General features: G+C 73.7%; 18 protein-coding genes. 10 read left to right on the forward strand and 8 right to left on the reverse strand.

The features are described 5' to 3' along the window. Positions 1–8: 8 nt before the first annotated feature. The 3 genes from ACQEUU_RS13645 (at position 9) to ACQEUU_RS13655 (ending at position 4,069) form a co-directional block, all read left to right on the forward strand. Positions 9–1,877 carry a serine/threonine-protein kinase gene (locus tag ACQEUU_RS13645; RefSeq protein WP_433065146.1) on the forward strand — a complete coding sequence of 623 codons (1,869 nt, stop codon included), beginning with the start codon at positions 9–11 and terminating at the stop codon, positions 1,875–1,877. Positions 1,878–1,917: 40 nt separating this feature from the next. Continuing rightward, complete coding sequence (locus tag ACQEUU_RS13650) at positions 1,918–2,808, forward strand: diacylglycerol/lipid kinase family protein (RefSeq protein WP_433065148.1); 891 nt, start codon at positions 1,918–1,920, stop codon at positions 2,806–2,808. A gap of 67 nt (positions 2,809–2,875) precedes the next feature. After that, on the forward strand, positions 2,876–4,069 hold the full coding sequence (locus ACQEUU_RS13655; protein WP_433065151.1) for a cytochrome P450: 1,194 nt from the start codon (positions 2,876–2,878) through the stop codon (positions 4,067–4,069). A gap of 1 nt (position 4,070) precedes the next feature. On the opposite strand, the gene ACQEUU_RS13660 is transcribed toward ACQEUU_RS13655, so the two are convergent. Beyond that, positions 4,071–6,311 carry an LLM class flavin-dependent oxidoreductase gene (locus tag ACQEUU_RS13660; RefSeq protein WP_433065154.1) on the reverse strand — a complete coding sequence of 747 codons (2,241 nt, stop codon included), beginning with the start codon at positions 6,309–6,311 and terminating at the stop codon, positions 4,071–4,073. Positions 6,312–6,389: 78 nt separating this feature from the next. Here ACQEUU_RS13660 and ACQEUU_RS13665 point away from each other — a divergent pair, with 78 nt between their 5' ends. Continuing rightward, positions 6,390–6,932, forward strand: a complete 543-nt coding sequence (locus ACQEUU_RS13665; protein WP_433065156.1) for a MarR family winged helix-turn-helix transcriptional regulator — start codon at positions 6,390–6,392, stop codon at positions 6,930–6,932. On the opposite strand, the gene ACQEUU_RS13670 is transcribed toward ACQEUU_RS13665, so the two are convergent. Then, positions 6,921–9,047 (reverse strand): SpoIIE family protein phosphatase, encoded by a 2,127-nt coding sequence (locus tag ACQEUU_RS13670; RefSeq protein WP_433065159.1) that lies wholly within the window; start codon positions 9,045–9,047, stop codon positions 6,921–6,923. The two genes, ACQEUU_RS13665 and ACQEUU_RS13670, sit on opposite strands and share 12 nt — an antisense overlap. Before the next feature lie 190 nt (positions 9,048–9,237). Between ACQEUU_RS13670 and ACQEUU_RS13675 the strand changes: the two genes are divergently transcribed. After that, entirely contained in the window at positions 9,238–10,350 is a 1,113-nt protein-coding gene (locus ACQEUU_RS13675; protein WP_433065161.1) for a PP2C family protein-serine/threonine phosphatase, read from the forward strand. Here ACQEUU_RS13675 and ACQEUU_RS13680 read toward each other — a convergent pair whose 3' ends face one another. Next, on the reverse strand, positions 10,351–10,680 hold the full coding sequence (locus ACQEUU_RS13680) for a helix-turn-helix transcriptional regulator (RefSeq protein WP_433065164.1): 330 nt from the start codon (positions 10,678–10,680) through the stop codon (positions 10,351–10,353). 113 nt (positions 10,681–10,793) lie between these two features. Between ACQEUU_RS13680 and ACQEUU_RS13685 the strand changes: the two genes are divergently transcribed. Next, positions 10,794–11,144, forward strand: coding sequence for an STAS domain-containing protein (locus tag ACQEUU_RS13685; protein WP_433065167.1), 351 nt, complete (start codon positions 10,794–10,796; stop codon positions 11,142–11,144). Positions 11,145–11,206: 62 nt separating this feature from the next. On the opposite strand, the gene ACQEUU_RS13690 is transcribed toward ACQEUU_RS13685, so the two are convergent. Beyond that, on the reverse strand, positions 11,207–12,742 hold the full coding sequence (locus tag ACQEUU_RS13690) for a M28 family metallopeptidase (protein ID WP_433065170.1): 1,536 nt from the start codon (positions 12,740–12,742) through the stop codon (positions 11,207–11,209). 202 nt (positions 12,743–12,944) lie between these two features. Here ACQEUU_RS13690 and ACQEUU_RS13695 point away from each other — a divergent pair, with 202 nt between their 5' ends. Together ACQEUU_RS13695 and ACQEUU_RS13700 are read left to right on the forward strand one after the other, a co-directional pair. Next, on the forward strand, positions 12,945–13,409 hold the full coding sequence (locus ACQEUU_RS13695; RefSeq protein ID WP_433065172.1) for a PPOX class F420-dependent oxidoreductase: 465 nt from the start codon (positions 12,945–12,947) through the stop codon (positions 13,407–13,409). A 71-nt stretch (positions 13,410–13,480) separates the two neighbouring features. After that, positions 13,481–13,843: a cupin domain-containing protein gene (locus ACQEUU_RS13700; protein WP_433065174.1), complete on the forward strand. Its 363-nt coding sequence runs from the start codon at positions 13,481–13,483 to the stop codon at positions 13,841–13,843. A 99-nt stretch (positions 13,844–13,942) separates the two neighbouring features. On the opposite strand, the gene rraA is transcribed toward ACQEUU_RS13700, so the two are convergent. Together rraA and ACQEUU_RS13710 are read right to left on the reverse strand one after the other, a co-directional pair. Next, on the reverse strand, positions 13,943–14,416 hold the full coding sequence (rraA, locus tag ACQEUU_RS13705) for a ribonuclease E activity regulator RraA (RefSeq protein WP_433065177.1): 474 nt from the start codon (positions 14,414–14,416) through the stop codon (positions 13,943–13,945). 67 nt (positions 14,417–14,483) lie between these two features. Next, positions 14,484–15,689, reverse strand: coding sequence for a site-2 protease family protein (locus ACQEUU_RS13710; RefSeq protein ID WP_433065180.1), 1,206 nt, complete (start codon positions 15,687–15,689; stop codon positions 14,484–14,486). Positions 15,690–15,807: 118 nt separating this feature from the next. On the opposite strand from ACQEUU_RS13710, the gene ACQEUU_RS13715 reads away from it, so the two are divergent. After that, positions 15,808–17,109 (forward strand): cytochrome P450, encoded by a 1,302-nt coding sequence (locus tag ACQEUU_RS13715; protein WP_433065183.1) that lies wholly within the window; start codon positions 15,808–15,810, stop codon positions 17,107–17,109. Here ACQEUU_RS13715 and ACQEUU_RS13720 read toward each other — a convergent pair. Beyond that, entirely contained in the window at positions 17,079–17,876 is a 798-nt protein-coding gene (locus tag ACQEUU_RS13720; RefSeq protein ID WP_433065185.1) for an exodeoxyribonuclease III, read from the reverse strand. The two genes, ACQEUU_RS13715 and ACQEUU_RS13720, sit on opposite strands and share 31 nt — an antisense overlap. A gap of 145 nt (positions 17,877–18,021) precedes the next feature. Between ACQEUU_RS13720 and ACQEUU_RS13725 the strand changes: the two genes are divergently transcribed. Then, on the forward strand, positions 18,022–18,810 hold the full coding sequence (locus ACQEUU_RS13725) for a glycerophosphodiester phosphodiesterase (protein WP_433065188.1): 789 nt from the start codon (positions 18,022–18,024) through the stop codon (positions 18,808–18,810). Positions 18,811–18,813: 3 nt separating this feature from the next. Here the strand turns inward: ACQEUU_RS13725 and ACQEUU_RS13730 are convergent, their stop codons facing one another. Next, a complete protein-coding gene (locus tag ACQEUU_RS13730; RefSeq protein ID WP_433065191.1) occupies positions 18,814–19,584 on the reverse strand; it encodes a phosphotransferase in 771 nt (256 codons plus the stop codon). Between the last annotated feature and the right edge of the window lie 82 nt (positions 19,585–19,666).

The following is a 19,666-nucleotide window of genomic DNA, read 5'->3' on the forward strand; positions in this document are numbered from 1 at the left end:
TGCTGCGCATGGCGAACCGGGTGATCGACGGCCGCTTCGAGCTCGTGGCGCGGCTCGGCGGCGGCGGCATGGGGCTGGTGTGGCGGGCCTGGGACCAGGCGCTGCACCGGGAGGTCGCGCTCAAGGAGGTGCGGCCGCCCGATCCCGCCCTGGGGGAGCACGACCCGGCCCAGGCCCGTGAGCTGCGCGCCAGGGTGCTGCGCGAGGCGCGGGCACTGGCCCGGCTCAACCACCCGCACGTCGTCACCATCCACCACATCGTCGACACCGGCCAGGACGCCTTCCCCTGGCTGGTCATGGAGCTGGTGACCGGGGGGACCCTCCAGGACCGGCTGTCCGACGGGCCGCTGTCCCCGGCCGAGGCGGCCCGGCTGGGGCGGGAGGTGCTGTCCGCGTTACGCGCCGCGCACGCTGTCGGCATCCTGCACCGTGACGTCAAGCCCGGCAACGTCCTGCTCCGCCCGGACGGTCGCTGGGTGCTCACCGACTTCGGCATCGCCGCCGTGCAGGAGTCGCCGGGGCTGACCGCGACCGGCTCGTTCATCGGCTCGCCCGAGTACATGGCGCCCGAGCGCATCAACGGCCACGAGGGCGACCCGGCCTCCGACCTGTGGTCGCTCGGCATGCTCCTGTACGTGGCAGTGGAGGGCCGTCACCCGCTGCGGCGGGCCACGCCGCTGGCCACCCTGGCCGCGGTGCTCAACCAGGAGGTGCCGCCGCCGGAGCGGGCGGGCGCGCTGGCGCCGGTGCTGTTCGCGCTGCTCAACCGCGACCCGGCGGCCAGACCGGACCCCGGCACGCTGGACCGCATGCTCGCCGCCGCGGCCCACGACCCGGGACCGGCACCCCACTCCGGCCCCCACCCGCCCCATCCCGGCCCCCCGCTCCACGGTCCGTCTCATTCCGGTCCGTCTCATTCCGGTCCGTCTCATTCCGGTCCGTCTCATTCCGGTCCGTCTCATGCGGGCCCGTCCCATGCGGGCTCGTCCCACGCCGGCACGCCGCTCCACGGTCCGTTCCCGGGTCCGCCTGGTCTGCCGGGGCAAGGCCCGCCGTCCGGGCCGTACCCGGGCTCCCAGGGCGGGCCCGGGTACGCCGGTTCTCCCGCGTACGGTCCCGGCGGCGGGCATCCTTCGGGCCCGCAGGTGGCGTCCTGGAACACCGCGCCGCCGCACGGCCGCCGGTCGGGCCGCCGCAGGGGAGTGACGACGCCGATCGTCCTCGGCGTGGCGGCGGTCTCGGTGGCGGCGGCCGTGGTGTGGGCGCTGCCGGCGTTCCAGCGCGGCGTCACCGCGGCCCCGTCCACGAACGACCGGACGAGCGCGCCGCCCGTCTCCGGGAGGACCCCGGAGACGACCCCGGAGACCACCCCGGAGACCACCTCGGAGAAGACCCGGGAGGCGGCCCCGGAGGAGACTCAGGAGCCGGCGGAGGAGCCCGCCGACCTGCTCACCCCGGCGGGGATGCGCCGCCTGGTCGCCGACCTGCGGCCGGTCATGGGCGGCACCGAGGTCGTCGACCTGGTCGTCTATCCGACGTACGCGATCGCCGGCGCCCCGGTCAAGGGCCGCAAGGCGGTCTACGACCGTTACACCTACCGGGGCGGCGTGGCCACCAAGGACGGCCCCGGCGGCACCGTCACCAAGCCCACCGTGAACCTGCGGGCCTACAACTGGAACGCGCTCCCCGGCCTGATCCGCAGGGCCGACAGGGAGCTCGGCATCAAGAAGCCCACGACCCGCTACGTCATCATCGACGCCGCCTTCTACGAGAGCGGCTCGATCCGGGTCTACGTCTCCGACGAGTACCACGCGACGGGCTACCTGGCCGCCGATCCGACGGGCAAGGTGCTCGCGAAGTACCCAGCCGGAGGCTAGGAACGGTTAGATCCCGGCGTACCCGGGCACCTCATCGGCCATGGCGGAGCACGGGTTCCTGGTGATCGGCAACGCGGCGGCCGGCGGGGTCGACGAGACGGCGCGCGCGACGGTGCTGGAGGAGTTGTCGGGGGACGTGGTGACCTTCGACGTCGAGCGGCCGGGCGACATGGAACGCGCCCTGGCCGACCATCCCGCGCGCGTCCCGGTCGTGCTGGGCGGCGACGGGACCGTTCACGCCGTGGTGGCGGCGCTGCTGGCCAGAGGAGAGCTGGCCGAGCGCCCGATCGGGCTGGTGCCGCTGGGCACCGGCAACGACCTGGCCCGCGCCCTGGGTATCCCGCTCGATCCGCGGGAGGCGGCCCGCGCCCTGGCCGGCGGCCGGGAGCGGACGCTGGACCTGCTGGTGGACGACGAGGGCGGCATCGTGGTGAACGCCGTGCACGTCGGCGTCGGCGCGCACGCCTCCGAGCACGCGGTCGTGCTCAAGCCGCTGCTGCGCCGGGCCGCGTACGCGGTGGGCGCGCTGGTGGCGGGGGTGCGCAGCAAGGGGTGGCGGCTGCGGGTGAAGGTGGACGGCGAGCCGGTCACCGACGGGCGGCGGCGGGTGCTCATGGTGGGGATCGGCAACGGCGTCTCGATCGGCGGCGGCACCCCGCTCGCGCCGCACGCCCGCCCCGACGACGGCCTGGCCGACGTGGTGATCTCGTACGCGGTCTCGCCGCTGGCCCGGCTGTCCTTCGGCGTCCTGCTGCGTCGCGGCAGGCATCCGGAGCGCGCCGACGTGGTCACGGTCAGGGGCCGGGGCGTCACCGTGGAGGGCGAGCCGGTCCCGGCCAACGCCGACGGCGAGCTCTTCCCGCCGGCGACGCACCGCGCCTGGACGGTCCGCCGAGCCGCCTGGCGGGTGATCGTCCCGCAGGACGCCTGAGCCCCTGGCGGGTCGGCACGGCATCGCTCACAGTGGAGACCTGACGGTTCTCACCTCAGGGGGTCGAGTGAGCGAGTCGCCGCAGTTGCCGATGTGGATGCGCAGGAACGGTTTCGGCCCGGCGCCCGAGCTGTCCGCCCTGCGCGCGGAGCGGGTCAGCCGGGTCGCCACCCCGTTCGGCGTCGACGCCTGGATGGTCACCCGCCACGCCGACATCCGCGAGGTGCTGGGAGACGCCGAGCGCTTCCCGATCGCCATGCGCGGCCTGGCGCAGCTGCCGGGCGCGCCGGAGCTGACCGAGGAGCAGCTCGCCGTCCTGCGCGCCGGCAACCTGCTCCAGCTGAACCCGCCCGACCACACCCGGGTGCGCCGCGCCCTGGCGGCCGAGTTCACCGTCCGCCGGATGCGCCGCCTGGAGCCGCGCGTCGCCCGCATCGTCGGCGAGCACCTGGACGCCATGGAGGCGGCCGGCCCGCCCGCCGACCTGGTGAGCGCGTTCGCGCTGCCGGTCCCGTCGCTGGTCATCTGCGAGCTGCTCGGGGTCCCGTACGAGGACCGGGAGGACTTCCAGCGGCGCACCGGGCGCATGCTCGACATGCGCACCCCGCCCGACGAGGCGGTCCGGCTCCAGCTGGAGTCGCGCGCGTACATGGCCGAGCTGGTCGCCCGTCAGCAGGCCGATCCCGGCGAGGAGCTGATCGGCACCCTGGTGCGCGAGCACGGCGACGACCTGTCCGCCGACGAGCTGACCGGCATCGGCGGGCTGCTGCTGCTCGCGGGGCACGAGACCACCTCCAACATGCTCGCGCTGGGCACTCTCGCCCTGCTGCGCCACCCCGGCCAGCTCGCCCTGCTGCGCGAGGAGCCGGGCCTGGTGGAGGCCGCGGTCGAGGAGCTGCTGCGCTGGCTGAGCATCGTCCACTCCGGCACGTTCAAGGTGACCGGCGCCGAGGTGGAGATCGCCGGGCAGCGGATCGGGCCGGGCGAGCTGGTGGTGTGCGCCCTGCCCGCCGGCAACCACGACCCGCACCTGGTGGACGATCCCGGCCGCCTGGACCTGTCGAGGGGCGAGCCCGGCCATCTGGCCTTCGGGCACGGCGTCCATCACTGCCTGGGCGCGCCGCTGGCCCGGATGGAGCTGCGCATCGCGCTCCCGGCGCTGCTGGGGCGCTTCCCCGCGCTCAGGGAGGCGGAGCCGGCCCCGGCCTTCCGCAGTCAGCACATCGTCTACGGGCTGACCTCCCTGCACGTCGCCTGGTAGCTCAGGCGGGGGTGATCGGGAAGTTGTGCCGGAAGACGTTGCCCGGGTCGTAGGCCGCCTTGACCCGCCGCAGCCGCTCCAGCGTCGGCGGCGGGAACGCCCTGGTCAGCAGCTTGTCGTCGAAGTGCGGCTCGAAGCTGAGGTAGGCGGCCGTCACGCCCAGCCCGTCCCACTCCCGCTCCGCGCGCTCCGCCACGTCCGGGGGGATCATGCCGGTGATCGAGAAGTTCTGGGTGCGGTGGGCGTAGGCGGTGGCGGCGGGGTCGACGTCGTTGACCGCGCCGCCGACCGAGCGCACCTGGAGCATGACGAGCAGCCCGTCGCCGAACATCTCCGCGAGCCGTCCTGCGGTGTCCGCGTCGAGGTGGTCCACCAGCGCGGAATGGCCGTGCAGGTGGCCGGCCTGCCCGGTGTGCCGGTTGCGGTGCGGCGCGACGATCGCCGCGTACGGGGCGAGCTGCGCCTCCTGCCGCACCACCGGCGCCACCCCCAGGAACGGCTCCAGCGCCGCCACCGCCTCGTCCGTGTCGTCGCCGGCCCACACGGCGAGCGTCTGGGCGACCGGGCCCTGACCCGGGCCGCCCGGGAAGATCGTGGTGAACGGGGTCAGCCTGCGCGGGCTCGCCTCCACCGCGCGCCCCCAGCTCTCCAGGTACGCGGCCGTGTCGGAGGCGTCGTGCACGAAGACGGCGAACACCACGTCGGTCAGCTCGGCCGCCTCGATGTCGAACGAGGTGACGACGCCCAGGCTGCCGCCGGCGCCGCGCAGCCCCCAGAACAGGTCCGGGTGGTGCTCGGCGTCCGCCCGCACGATCCGGCCGTCGGCCAGCACCACGTCGGCGGCCACCACGTGGTCGAGCGTGAGCCCGTAGGAGCGGGCCAGGAACCCCTGCCCGCCGGCCGTGGCCAGCCCGCCCACGCCGACGTCGCCGTAGTCGCCCGAGCTGATCGCCAGCCCGTGCGGGGTGAGGGCCTGCGCCACGTCGCCCCAGCGGGCGCCGGCGCCGACGCGCACCAGCCCGCGCCCGCGGTCGAGCACCTCGACCGCGTCGAGCGCGCCGACGTCGACGACGATCCCGCCGTCGTTGGTGGACCGCCCGCTGATGCCGTGGCCGCCGCTGCGCACGGCCAGCGGCACGTCCTGGCCGCGCGCGTACACGACCGCCTCGGCCACCTGCGCGGCCGTGGCGGGGCGGAGCACCAGGCCGGGGGAGCCGGGCCACACGTAGCTGGAGCGCACGCGCTCGTACTCGCGGTCGCCGGGCTCGACGGCGCGGTCCGCCAGCGAGGCGGGCAGCGCGTCGTAGTCGATGCCGGGACGGCGCAGTGAGAGCGCTCGGGGCGGCCGCGCGGGGCCGGTGGCGGCGCGGCGCGCGGCGCGTTCTGCGGCGACGGCCTCGCGCAGCGCGGGCGCCAGCTCCCGGCCGAGCCGCTCGACGGCCGCGGGGTCGTCCCCGGCGAGGATGAACGTGCTGATCCCGTCCTCGACGACCAACGGCAGTAACCGCTCCACCCACTCCCCGGTGGGGCCGCCGGCGAACTCGTCCATGAGGTTGAGCAGGCGGCGGATCTCCCGGGGGTCGCGGCCCGCCCTGGCCGCCGCCTCATCGATGATCTTGTTGCCCGCGGTGATGTCCTCCGGCGTGGCGTAGCCGAGGCTGGGCAACCAGCCGTCCGCCTTCTCGCCGATCAGCCGCAGCATCCTCGGCTTGTACGCGCCGAGCCAGATCGGCACGTCGTGGGCCGGCGCGGGCCCCCGCTTGGCGCCGTCGACCCGGTGGTAGGCGCCGCCGGCCTTGAGCGGGCGGCGCTCGCCGGCGTCCCACACGCCGCGGATCACGTCGATGGCCTCGCTGAGCGCGTCCACCGCCTGCCCGGGGGTCAGTCGCCGGCCGCCCATCGCCTCCACCGCGTCCCAGAACGCGCCCGCGCCCAGGCCCAGCTCCACCCGGCCGCCCGACAGCAGGTCCAGGCTCGCCACCGATCGGGCCAGCACGGCGGGCGGGCGCAGCGGCAGGTTGAGCACGTTGCCCGACAGGTGGATCCGCTCCGTGCGCGCCGCCACCCAGGTCAGCAGCGTCCAGGTGTCCAGGAAGGCCGGCTGGTACGGGTGGTCCTGGAACGTCACCAGGTCGAGGCCGGCCTCCTCGCTCAGCCGCGCCAGCTCGACGGCGAGCTCGGGCCGGGCGGCCTGCGGGGTGATGAACGACCCGAAACGCAGGTCGTGGCCGTAGTCGGGCATCGCATCCTCCAATAGGTAGATATGTCAACCTTAATGAGCTTAGATGACATGTCAACCTCGGTGGCATAGGCTGGCGGCATGACAGCCACGACCGCCTCCGAGCTGGCCGCGTGGCGGGCCTACAGCACCGCGCACGACCAGCTGGCCGCCCACCTGTCCCGCGAGCTGACCCGGGCCACCGGGCTGTCCGAGGCCGACTACCGGATCCTCGACGCGCTGCTCGCCGCCCCCGGCGGGCGGATGCGGGCCCTGGAGCTGCGCTGGGTGCTGCAGTGGGAGAAGAGCCGGCTGTCCCACCAGGTGGGCCGGATGGCCAGGCGCGGCCTGCTCGGGCGCGAGTCGTGCGCCGAGGACGCCCGGGGCTGGGACATCACGCTCACCCCCGAGGGGCGCGAGGCCGGCGAGCGGGCCCGGCTGGTGCGAGAGCACTCCGTCCGCCGCACCGTGCTCGAAGCGCTCGGACCCGACCGGCTGGCCCAGCTGGCGGAGACGGCGGCCCTGCTGTCGGCCCGGCTGGAACGGGTCGCGGAAGAGGACCCGTCCTGCCGCGCCGCCCGCGCCGAGGCCTTCCCCGAGGCATTCCCCGAGGCGTCCGCGAACCCCGGGCCGTCACCCGGCTGAGCGCAGCAGCAGCAGGGCGATGTCGTCGTCGCGCTCGCCGGCGGTCTGGGCCTGCTCCAGCAGGGCGTCCGCGATCTCCTGCAGCGGCCGCCGGGCGAAGCGGCCCAGCCGCCGGCGCAGGTCGTCGATGCCGTCGTCGAGCGTCACGCCTGGCGCCTCGACCAGCCCGTCGGTGTAGAGCACGAGCATGCCGCCGGGGGGCAGCGCCATCCGCGCCGCCTCGTACGCGGCGTGCGGGTCGATCCCCAGCAGGAGCCCCGGCGCCGGCTCGATCAGACGGACGTCCCCGTCGTGGTGCAGCAGCGCGGGCAGGTGACCGGCGCTGGCCACGTCCAGCAGCTCCCGGCTCAGGTCGAGGTTGATGTAGAGACAGCTGGTGAACCGGTTCGGCGTCAGGTCGATGAGCAGCCGGTTGGCGTGCGTGAGCACCTGGCCGGGGGCGGCCCCCGAGGCGGCGTAGGCGTGGATCGCGGTGCGCACCTGCCCCATCAGCGCCGCCGCCGTCGGGTCGTGGCCCTGCACGTCGCCGATGACCGCGGCCGCGCAGCTGTCACCGAGCCGGATCAGGTCGTAGAAGTCGCCGCCGATGTCCATGCCGCGGGTGGCGGTCACGTAGCGGGACGCCATCTCCAGCCCGTCGACCCGTGGCAGGCGGTGGGGGAGCAGGCCGGCCTGGAGGCTCTGCGCGAGCTGGTGCTTGGTGTCGTAGAGCGTGGCCCGTTCCAGCGCCTGCGCGACCAGCCCGGCGAGCGAGGTGAGGGTGGCGCGCTCGTCGGCGGTGAAGTGGTGCGGGCGCTCGTAGCCGATCACGAGCGTGCCGAGCGTCCGCACCGGCGTGTTGAGCGGCAGCACCGCGCAGGCCGCGATGTTGTCGTCGGCCGACGGGGGATAGATCTCGCGCAGTTCTCTGGGCGTGGCGTAGAACACGGGCTCGGCCGGGGCGCCGGGGGCGCTGGGGGCGTCGGGCTCGGACATCGACCACTCGTTGAACTTCTCGATGCTCGCCTGGACCGTGCCGTGGCTGCCGAGCAGGATCATACGGCCGCTCTCCATGGTCACGATGGACAGGGACTGCGCGTTGAAGAAGGGCAGCACGTGGTCGGCCACCTGGTCGACGACCTCCTGCACGGTGGCCGCCTGGCTGAGCGTGGTGGCCAGCTGCAGCATGCCGTACAGGGTGGTGGCGTCCGCCGTCCCGCCGCCGGGCGGCATCGGGTCCGGCATGAGGTGACCGGGGTCGCGCGCCATGGTGCTGGGCGTGATCCGGACGCTGAGGCCGAGCGGAGCGGGATAGAGCTGGAAGGCCAGCCACTGCTGCCCGCCGGGACGCCGGGCGGTGAAGGAGGCGGGCTCCTGGCTGATCACCGCCGCCCGGTAGCGGTCCTCGTACTGGGGGGTTTTCAGCCACGGCAGCACCTCCCAGGGGCGCTCGCCGAGCAGGCGGGACGGCGACTCGCCGAGCAGCTCGGCGGCCGGTGCGGTGAGGAAGGTGATCCGGCCCTCCAGGTCCAGCGCCAGATAGCCTTCGGGCAGCCCGTTGAGGCAGTCCAGGGCGGCCAGGCCGGCGTCGGGGTCGAGGTGCCGCCCATGAGCGCGGGAGACGACGCGCGGCCGGGCGTGCGCCTTCACCGGCTGCCCGATCAGCGCGGCCTCGCGCAGCACCGTGCCCATCTCGCGGCACGTCTCCCCGATCACCCGCCGCTGCTCCTCGGTGAGCTCCGCCTGGCCCGACGGCCACGCCAGCAGCAGGCCGCCCCAGTCGGCGTCGCCGGTGTGGACGGGCGCCGCCGCCAGCGCGAAGTGGTACGGCAGCGCCAGCGCGGCGCCGGGGAAGCTGCGGGCCAGGTCCTCCTGGTCGGCCAGCCAGACCAGGCGTCGTTCGCGCACCGCCACCGCGACCGGGACCGGCCCGCTGAGGCGGACCCTGGACCAGGCTCGGGCGATCGCGGCGGGGAATCCGTGCTCGGCTTCCATGAACAGCACCTGGCCGTCCTCGCCGAGCAGGTAGAGGGCGCCGATGTGCGCCCCGCTCGCGTCGACGGCGTCCAGCAGGAGGCCATGGAGGTACCGCGCGTCCCGGCCGGGGCCCGCGGCGGCCTGGGGCTCTCGCCGCACGTCGCTAGCCCGCCCGCCCGGCCCCGGTAGCTACAAATCCTCCGAAATCCCCCATACAGGCAGGATGCACCTATATATCCTCGGTCAAACCTGGAATTTCATGACAACGACAACCGTGGTCGTCACGCGATGCTTCCGTGACCGGACGAGGGGTAAGGGACCGGTGAGCGCTAGGGGCATCGGGGGAGGCGTGAGACGTTCGCTGCGGCCGCGGCGCGAGAGTAACCACCTGACGCAGTGGATGTTCTCGGCCATGCTGATCGTCGTCACCGTGGCGGTGCTCGGGCTCGGCCTGCTGCTCGGGGCCGTCGACCGGCTGGCGCCGCTGCTCATCTTCCTGCCCGCGATCATCTCCGGGGTCGGCGGCGTCGCGCAGACCACCGTCGCGTCGGTGTGGGTGGTGGTGGTGATGGGCGCGGCGCTGTCCCCCGAGGGCGAGGGCGCCGGCCTCGACGCGGGCGCGATGGTCTTCGCCGCCCTGTTCGGCGTGTGGAGCGTGCTCGGCTGCCGCTACCGGATCACCCGCGACCAGGAGGTCCACCGGCTGCGCTCGGCCGGGGCGGCGCTGCAGCGGCAGCTCGTCCGCCCGCTGCCGCTGCGCACCCCCCACGTGGTGGTCGACGGGGCCTACGAGCCGGTGGAGGAGGACTCCACGGTCGGCGGCGACATGTACGAGGTCGCCGACACCGATCACGGGACCCGGGTGATGATCGCCGATGTGCAGGGCAAGGGCCTGCACGCGATCGGGGCGGCCATCGCGCTGCTGGGCGCGTTCCGGGAGGCGGCCCATCGCGAGGAGAGCCTGATCGGCGTGGTGGAGGCGCTGGAGACCGCGGTGGCCAGGTACAACGAGGGCGAGCGGCGCGCCGGCGAGCCCGAGCGGTTCGTCACCGCTCTCGTCCTCCACATCGACGACGGGCCGGAGGCGGAGGCGGTCAACTGCGGGCACATCCCGCCGTACCTCATCGCCGACTCCCGGGTGTGGCAGGTCGACCTCGGCGAGCCGGAGCTCCCGCTCGGGCTGGGCAGACTGGACAGACTGGGGAGCATGCCGCGCGCGTCGGCGCGTTTCCTGTTCCCCCGGAAGGCCAAGATGCTGCTCTGCACGGACGGCGTCACCGAGGCGCGCGCCCCCGACGGCGCCTTCTACCCGCTGGAGGCCCGGCTGCGGGCCTGGGCCAGGCATCCTCCGCAGGGCCTGGCCGACGCGCTGCTGTCGGACCTGCACGCGTTCACCCGCGCCGACTTCGGCGACGACCTGGCCGTCCTCACGCTGCGCCGCAGCGGCTCGGGGCGGCGCTGATCAGCCGGGGTCGCCTGCCCGGCCGGCGCCCAGGTCGCGGTGCCGGAACATGTCGATCAGCGCCTGGACCGGGATGCCGGCCTCGGTGTGGTGGCGCAGCTCGGCGCTCGGGTCGATCTGGTAGCGGTTGCGGCGCCCGATCCTGATCCGCTCCAGATAGCCGGCTTCCTCCAGGTCGGAGACGATCCCCTGGGTGGCTCGTTCGGTGATGCCGATCGTCGCGGCGATGTCGCGGAGCCGCGTCTGCGGATCGGCGGCCACGGCGATCAGCACGCGCGCGTGATTGGTCAGGAACGTCCAACCGGATCTCCGGTCGACGACATCGCTCATCCCCTCGCCACCCTCCCCGGCTCATCTTTACTCACTGGAACATTTTATACCGAAAACTTCTTCCGGTATGGTGTGAGGCGGAGGTCGCGTCGCGGGGAGTCACGATGGTGATGATGAACGTCCGGCATACCCAGGTGCCGTTGTCCGGAGAGTCGCTTGCCGAAGAGCCGCTGTACACCGACGGCCTGCTCCGCGTCACCCGCACCGTGACGCCGGGGTGCGCCCTGGTCCGGCTGGAGGGCGACGTCGACGTCACCAACCGCGCGCAGGTGCTGTCGGCGCTGAGACGGGCGCGGCTCCTCGACGACCCCCTGGTCGTGGACGTCGGCGGCGTGGGCTTCATCGACGTCGCGGGGCTGCGCGCGCTGCTCGCCTTCACCGAGGGCGCCGCCGCCGTCCTCCGCGACGTCCCGGCCCAGATGCGCCGCCTGATGGACCTGCTCGACCTGCCCCCGCTCGACTGAGCGGACAGCCGGACGCCCGCCCCCCGGAGGGAGCGGGCGCCGCGGAAGGGGCGTGGGATCGCCTAGTTCAGCGAGTCCGCGGGGCCGTGCCGGTGCGCGGCCTGACCGCGCGCCTGGCTCGCCGCCGTCCCCGCGCCGTCGATCCCGCCGGTGTCGAAGGCGTACGTGGCCGCCAGGGTGGCGATCGCGTCCGCGTTCACGTCCAGCGCCTTGTCACTGATGTTCTTGATCGTGTCGCAGGCCTGGTGATAGCACGGGTCGAGCGGGACGCCCGCCGTGCCGCCGAAGATCGCGGCCTCCTCGGGGGTCTTGAGCACCTCGGCGCCGGTGAACAGGCCACCGGACGGGATGCCGACCTCGATGAACGGCCCGTAGTCCGACCGGCCGGTGAAGGCCGTCGCGGTGAACGGCTCGCCGCGGTCGGCGAAGTACTTCTCGAAGTCCGCCTCGATCTGGTCGGATCCGGGAGGCCCGGCGGTGCCGAAGGCGTCGCCGTCACCGTCGTAGATGCCGAAGGTGTAGTTCGTCGAGGCGATCATGTCGAAGTTCAGGTAGAGAGCGATCTTGGCCCGCTCCTCCTCGGAGAGGCCGGCCACGTAGTGCGCCGAGCCGAGCAGACCGAACTCCTCGGCCCCCCAGAACGCGAACCGCATCTTGTTCTTCGGCTTCAGCTTGGCCATCTGGAGCGCGACCTCCAGGACGCCGGCGCTGCCCGAGCCGTTGTCGTTGATGCCGGGGCCCTCCTGGACGCTGTCCAGGTGCGCGCCGAGCATGACGACGTTGCCCGGGTCACCCTTCCGGCTCTCCGCGATCACGTTGTACGTGGTCCGCGTCTCGGAGATCGGGTCCCAGTTCATCGTGACGGACGTGCCGGCGGCCGCGAGCTCCTCGCCGACGGCGAAGCTGGTGAAGAACGAGGGGATGGTGATGCCGGGACCGCCGAGTACCGGGTTCAGGTCGATCTCGGTGCGGCCCTCCTGGCCCTCGTTGAACACGATGGCGCCGGACGCGCCCGCGGCGATCGCGTTCTCCACCTTGACCCGGAAGTTGCACGTGCCGCGCTGCATGAGCGCGATGCCGCCGGGGGTGAAGCCCGCGAAGTCGCTCGCCTCGCAGCCCGAGGTGGAGCTGTTGGGCGCGCCGGGCGGCAGCGTCAGGTCGACCGGCTGGATCGGTCCGCTGACCGAGCCGGCCGGGGAGTCGCCCATGGCGATGTAGTCGCTGAAGAACCCGTAGCTGTAGGTCTCCTCCTGCGGCGCGGTGCGCTTGAGGAGGGGCGGCGTCCGGTAGCCCTCGAAGAGGAACTCGAACGGCTGGACCGTGACCTTGTACCCGGCCAGGCGCAGCAGCAGGGACACGTAGTCGCGCGAGGCGTCGTAGCCTCTGGTGCCCGACACGCGGGTGCCGTCGAAGCGGTCGGCGATCGCCTGGAACACCCTGAGGTGGTTCTTGACGTTCTTGCCTGAGACAGCCTTGACGATCTTACGAACGTTGTCGTTGCGAGGGTGGGCTTGGGCCGGTCCGGCGGCGGCGACCGTGGAGAGCGCCACTGCGGCGGCGACCGCGCCGGCCACGCACGTACGCAGGCGGGAACGCATGATTGCTCCTTGGAACAAGGGGGATGACCCGGGTCAAAAATCGCGCGTTCCCCGAATTTATTGATAATTTAGGCCGTCATGGAAGAGATGGAGAAGCATCTGTTCCATCACGGAGTCAGAACGGACCGGCGGGATTTCCCGTTCGCCGCCCGTGCCGCCCACGGTGTCCGGCGGTCCCGTGCCTCGTCATAAAGTGTTCGGCATGGCTCCGAAGATCGCGACGGCGCGCCGCGTCGAACGTCCCGAACTGCTCGACTTCCTCCGTCCCCGGCACCACGGACTGCTCTCCACGACACGGGCCGACGGACGCCCCCAGCTGTCACCCGTCGCCTGCGGCGTCGACGGTGACGGCCGGATCGTGATCTCCACGTACCCGGAGCGGGCCAAGACGCGCAACGCCCGCCGCGACGACCGGGTGTCCGTGTGCGTGCTGTCCGACGACTGGGACGGCCCGTACGTCCAGGTGGACGGGCGCGCCGAGGTGCTCGACATGCCCGAGGCCCTGGAAGGGCTGGTCGAGTACTTCCGGTGCATCTCTGGCGAGCACCCTGACTGGGACGAGTACCGCACGGCCATGCACCGCCAGGGCAAGTCGCTCATCCGCGTCCGCATCGAGCGCTGGGGCCCGATCTCGACCGGCGGATTCCCGCCCCGGCTCGCCGGCTGACCAGGGCGTCCGCCCCTTGTGGCGACCCGGCGACGAGGCGGAGACTGGAAGGCGACGGAGGGGGGACCGTCATGATCGAGGTCAAGAGTCTCGACAAGCCGGACGAGCGCCGCGACTTCCCTATGGGACATCTGGAGGTGCTCGAGATGAGCGGCCTCAGCTTCGGCGTGGCCACGTTCGAGCCGGGATGGCGCTGGTCGGAGTCGGTCAAGCCGATCGCCGGCACCGAGTCCTGCCAGGTGCACCACAACGGGCTCGTGGTCCACGGCCGGCTGGCCATCAAGATGGACGAGGGCATGGAGACGGAGGTCGGCCCGGGAGAGCTCTTCGTCTGCCCGCCCGGACACGACGCCTGGGTCGTCGGTGACGAGCAGGTGCTCGTCTACGACTTCGCGGGCGGCGCCGCCGACTACGCCAAGGCGAAGGGGGACTGAAAACACGGGGGTTACGCGGGGCCCGCGGGGCCCGCGGGCCCCGCGTCGGGCCCCGCTGGACGGGGCGCACGAGCCGCTGTCGTCCGCGCCGCGGGGGCGTCACGGCAGCCGGGTGACCAGGATCCCGTCGTCGTCGCTCCACAGCTCGGCGCCCGGGTGGAAGGTGACGCCGCCGAACGACACCGGCACGTCACGCTCGCCCGCGCCGTCCTTGGCGCTCTTGCGCGGGTTGGAGCCCAGCGCCTTGACGCCCAGGTCCAGCTCGCGCAGCGCCGCCACGTCGCGCACCGCGCCGTTGATCACCACCCCGGCCCAGCCTCCGGCCACCGCGGACCCCGCGATCACGTCGCCCATCAACGCCGTGCGCACCGACCCGCCGCCGTCCACCACCAGCACCCGCCCCTCGCCGGGCTCCGCCAGGGCCGCCTTGACCAGGGCGTTGTCCTGGTGGCACCGCACCGTCGCGATCCGGCCGTGAAAGGCGCGGCGTCCTCCGTACTGGCGCAGTTGCAGGTCGCACGAGTCGAGCTCGTCGCCGCGCTCGTCGTACAGGTCGGCGGTGCTGACGGTCATGGTGGCCCCTTCGGCGGCCCGGGACGGCGCGTCCGGCCCGGCGTGGTCGAACCACGCTACAACCAGGTCAGGCGGCGTCCCGACCCCGGTGGTCGCGCGGCGGCACGGCCAGGTCGGCGCCGCCCGGCGCGTGGTACGGATCCGCGACGGAGTGCAGGCCGGCGGTCTGGATCACGCGGCTGACGTCGGTCGGCGTCAGCAGGCCCACCAGCCGGCCGCCGGGGTCCAGCACCACGGCCCGCCCGTCGGCGCAGCCCGCCATCCGGGGCAGCAGGTCCATCAGCGGCTCCTCCGGCGTGGCCGCGGGCACCTCGCCGGGCGGGCAGGCGATCTCGGCCAGGCGGGTGGCCGCCCGCGCCCGCGGCGGCACCTGCCTGACGCGGTTGAGCGTGACCAGCCCCGCGAAGCCGCCGTCCCGATCCACCAGCGGGTACGTGGACAGGCGGCGGCTGAGCACCACCTCCTCGATCAGCCCGGCCACGGTCTCGTCCGGACGCGACACGACCGGGTCGGCGGACATCACGTCGCTCACCCGCACCCCGCGCAGCGCGGACCCGAGCCGCGCCTGCTGCTCCTCGGCGCTGGCGGCGTTGACCAGGAACAGGCCGATCAGGGCCAGCCAGAGGCCGTTGAAGCCGGCGCCGAACACGATCTGCGTGAAGCCGATCGCGATCAGCGCGTACCCGAACACCCGCCCGGCGCGGGCGGCGGCGACGGCGGCCCGGCCGCGGTCGCCCCACCGCCACCACAGCGCGGCGCGCAGCACCCGGCCGCCGTCCAGCGGCGCGGCCGGGATCAGGTTGAAGACGGCCAGCAGCACGTTCACGGCGGCCAGGTAGACGAACAGGCCCACGACGAGCGGCGGCCCTCCGAACACCTGGACCAGCGCCGCCACCGCCCCGAACACCAGACCGGCCGCCACGCTCGTCAGCGGCCCCACCACCGCGATCTGCAGGTCGGCGCGCGGGCTCCGGGGCTCGCCGCGCAGCTCCGCCAGCCCGCCGAGCAGCCACAGCGTGATCCGTGCCACCTCGATGCCGTGCCGCCTGGCCATCAGCGCGTGCGCCACCTCGTGCGCCAGCAGGGAGGCCATGAACAGCAGCGCGGCCACCACCCCGGCCGCCAGGTAGGCGGCGACCGGCAGGTCGGGGAAGGCGAGCGGGAACCGGCCGAAGGCCAGCCCGAACACCAGGATCGCGACGATGACCAGCACGCTGATGTTCATCCCGACCTGGATCCCGTAGATCCGGCCGAGCGGGATCGTCGAGCGCATCTTCCCTCCCCAGGGAGTCGTCCCGTCCCGCTACCCACGCAGCCGCGGGCGACGCCCGAGGTCGCGGGCCTCCTCGCCGGGCCGGTTTCGGCCGGGTGGCCCCGGGCAGTGCGCCCGGGTGACAAGACGACGCTTCTCCCTAAGTGGCTTCTCCCTAGGTGGCTTCTCCCTACGTGACAGCACGCCCGCCCTGCTCGCCCGAGGCTACGCCTGGCTGCCGGACCTGCGGCGGCAGGCCGGGGGCGACGTGGTGACCCGGGTGCTGGGCAGCCGGGCCACCGGTCTGCGCGGGCCGGAGGCGGTGCGGTTCTTCTACGACGAGCGCCACGTGCGGCGGGACGGCGCGCTCCCCGAGCCGATCAAGGGCACCCTGGTCGGCAAGGACAGCGTCCACTCCCTCGACGGCCCCGACCACCGGGCCCGCAAGGGCCTGTTCCTGACCGTGCTGGCCGATCCCGACTCCATCGGCCGTCTGGTCCGGCACGTCGGCGACGCCTGGGACGAGACGGTGGCGACCTGGCCGGGACGCTCGCCCGTGGTCCTCTTCGACGAGGCCGCCGAGATCATCGCCAGGGGCGTGTGCCGCTGGGCGGGCGTGCCCGTGGCCGAGGCCGGCGTGAAGGCGGTCGCGGCGGACATGGTGGCCATGGTCGACGGCTTCGCCACGCTCGGGCCGCGCCACTGGCGGGCCAGGCGTGCCAGGGGCCGCCGTGAACGGTGGCTCACCCGGCTGATCGAGGACGCCCGCGCGGGCTCCGTCAGCCTGCCCGCCGGATCACCGGCGGACCTGGTCGAGCGGCACCGCGACGCAGGCGGGCAGCCGCTGCCGCCGCGGGTCGCCGCGGTCGAGCTGCTCAACTTCATCCGCCCGACCGTCGCCGTCGCCTGGTTCGTCGCCTTCGCCGGTCACGCGCTGCACCGGTGGCCGGAGACCAGGCAGGCGCTGCGCGGCGGCGACCACGCCTACGCCGAGGCGTTCGCGCAGGAGGTCAGGCGCTTCTACCCGTTCGCCCCGTTCGTCGGCGGGCGGGCCGTGACCGACCTGACGTGGCGCGGCACCGTCATCCCGGAAGGCTCGCTCGTCCTGCTCGACCTGTACGGCCAGAACCACGACGCGAAACTGTGGCAGGACCCCTACAGCTTCGACCCCGGCCGGTTCGCCGGCGCCACCGTCGGCCGCGACGACCTGGTGCCGCAGGGCGGCGGCGACCCGCACACCGGCCACCGCTGCCCCGGCGAGGCGGTCGCCGTCGCGCTGCTGCAGGACCTGTCGGCGCGGCTGGCGGCCCTGGAGTACACGGTGCCGCCGCAGGACCTGACGATCTCGCTGCGGCGCGTCCCCGCCCGGCCGCGCAGCGGCGTCGTCCTCGAAAGCGTGCGGGTGCCCGCTCAGGCCAGATCCACCACGACGGGCGCGTGATCCGACGGCCCCTTGCCCTTGCGGGCCTCGCGGTCCACGTAGGCCGACCGCACCCGATCGGCGACGCCGGGGGCGGCGTACACCAGGTCGATGCGCATCCCCATGTCCTTGTGGAACATGCCCGCCCGGTAGTCCCAGTACGTGAACGGGTGCGGCCCCTTCATCGGCGTGGGCACCACGTCCCTGAGTCCGAGCGCGCGCAGCCCGGCCAGCGCCTTCCGCTCGGCCGGCGTCACGTGGGTGGACCCGGCGAACACGGCCGGGTCCCACACGTCCGCGTCCGTCGGCGCGACGTTGAAGTCGCCGCACGCCACCACCGCCCGCCCGGCCCGCAGTTCGGCCCGCACCGCCTCGCCGAACGCGGCGAACCAGGCCAGCTTGTAGGCGTAGTGGGGGGAGCCGAGGGCCCGCCCGTTGGGCGCGTAGATCGACCACATCCGCAGCCCGCCGCAGGTCGCGCCCACGGCCCGGGGTTCAGGCGTGGCCGTGACCGTGCCCCGCGCCGAGTCGAACCCCGGCTCGCCGGGGAACCCGGCCGACACCTCCTCCAGCCCCACCCGGGACAGCAGCGCCACCCCGTTCCACCGGCCGTCGCCGTGGGCGGCCGTCGCGTACCCGAGCGCGGCCACCTCCTCGGCGGGGAAGGCGTCCGCCGGGCACTTCGTCTCCTGCAGGCAGACGACGTCCGGCTCCTTCTCGGCCAGCCAGCCGAGCAGCCGCGGCAGCCGGGCCTTCACCGAGTTCACGTTCCACGTCGCCAGGCGCATGGCCCCAGCTTGTCAGAGCATCACCGGCGCTTCGCCTGATTGTGGCACCTCGCCACGCCGTGTCCGGCGGTGCCTTGATCGTGCGAATGCGCACCTCGTAGCCTCTTTCCGCGGGGGGCGCACGTGTTCGGCCGGGGGGGCCTTCATGACATGGATGCACAGCGGGGTGGCGGTGACGGTGGTGGCCGTCCTGGCCGCGTCCGCCTCGACGGTCCCGGCGGCGGCGGCGCCACGGTGGCGCTGTCCGCTGATCTTCGGCCACGGCGGCTATCCCAAGGACCCGGGCGCCACCCGCAAGGACCGCATCCGCCAGGCCAACAACCCCAGCGCCGTCAGAGACCTGCGGCGCGCGGGCTCCGACGGCGTCGAGGCCGACGTCCAGCTCACCAGGAACGGCACCAAGGCCGTCATGTGGCACAACACCACGACCAACGGCCTGACCGGCCGCCCGCGTGCGATCACCGACCTGTGGTGGAGCAACGGCCCCGGCAACCTCAAGAGCCGGCGGATCGCGCGCGGCCCGTACCGGGGCGAGCGGGTCTACACGCTGGGCGAGTGGCTGGCGTACGCGGCGTCGACGCGGACGGTCGCGTTGCTGGAGATCAAGGCGGAGGCCCGGCGCATCCTGGCCGGCAGGCACGCCGCGGCCGGATGGCGGGAGATCTCCGGCCCGATCCTGAAGCGGCAGAAAGCCCAGCCGATCATGGTCTACTCGCGGGACGCGTGGATCCAGCGTGAGCTGGCCCGGCGACACCCGTCGCTGCTCAAGGGTTCGCACGCGCGCTGGACCGACAGCGTCGCGTGGGACGAGCCGCCGCCCGGCTGGAAGGGCAACGTGACCAGCTGGCAGAGCATACTCAAGCTCCGCCCGCTCAGCGTCATGACCAACTATCCGGGGCAGTACCGCCGCTGGATGGCCGGCCGCTGCGCCTGACGGTTACCGGACCGGGCTGAAGTCCTTCAGTTCGCGCACGGCGCGGTCCATGTCGTCGGCGGTGCCGAGGTTCAGCAGCTTGGTGTAGAGGATGTCGCCCGCGGCGGCGCCGCGGCGGATGGCCAGCGCGCGGGCGGTCATCCGCGCCTGGATCTCCTTGACGATCACCTGCGGGTCGCCGCGCCAGCCGTACTCGGACAGGAACAGCCGCAGCCGCCTGGGCCTGGCGTCGAACGCGGTGAAGCCCTCCGCGGCGGCCACGTGCCGCGAGTGCAGCGGCACCCAGCTCAGCGCCATCCACGCCACGTCCGACTCGACCGGGACCGGGCCGGCGAAGTCCCAGTCGAAGAACCCGGTCAGCCGGCCGTCGTGCCAGGCGGCGTTGAACGCGCTGGCGTCGTTGTGCGCGATGATCAGGCCGGGCCGCCAGCGGCCGCCGCCGCGCCAGACGGCGTCGGCGGGGGGCCGGAAGCCGGCCACGGCCTCGTGGTAGTCGCGCAGCCACCGGGCCACCTGCCGCAGCGCGTCCTCGGTGCGGGTCCACTCCGGCCAGACCTGGGACGTGCCCAGCGTCTCGCCTTCGAGGAAGGTGAGGACCTCGCGCCCCCGGTCGTCGACGCCGAGCACGCGCGGCGCGCCGTCGAAGCCGGCGCGCTCCAGGTGTCTCAGCAGCTCGTGGACGGCCGGGGTCCACGCTCTGACGGCTCTCCGTACCGTCGCGCCGATGCGGACCGCGCCCCCGTCGTTGCCTCCCTCGAGGCGAGTTTCCGCCACTCACCCACCTGCCTCTGGGATTGCGGGAACGACTCAACCCAGGCTCTCAACAGCCCCGGCATTCTCCAAGACGAAGAACTGC

Source organism: Nonomuraea sp. CA-218870, from assembly GCF_050936535.1.
Lineage (GTDB): Bacteria > Actinomycetota > Actinomycetes > Streptosporangiales > Streptosporangiaceae > Nonomuraea > Nonomuraea corallina.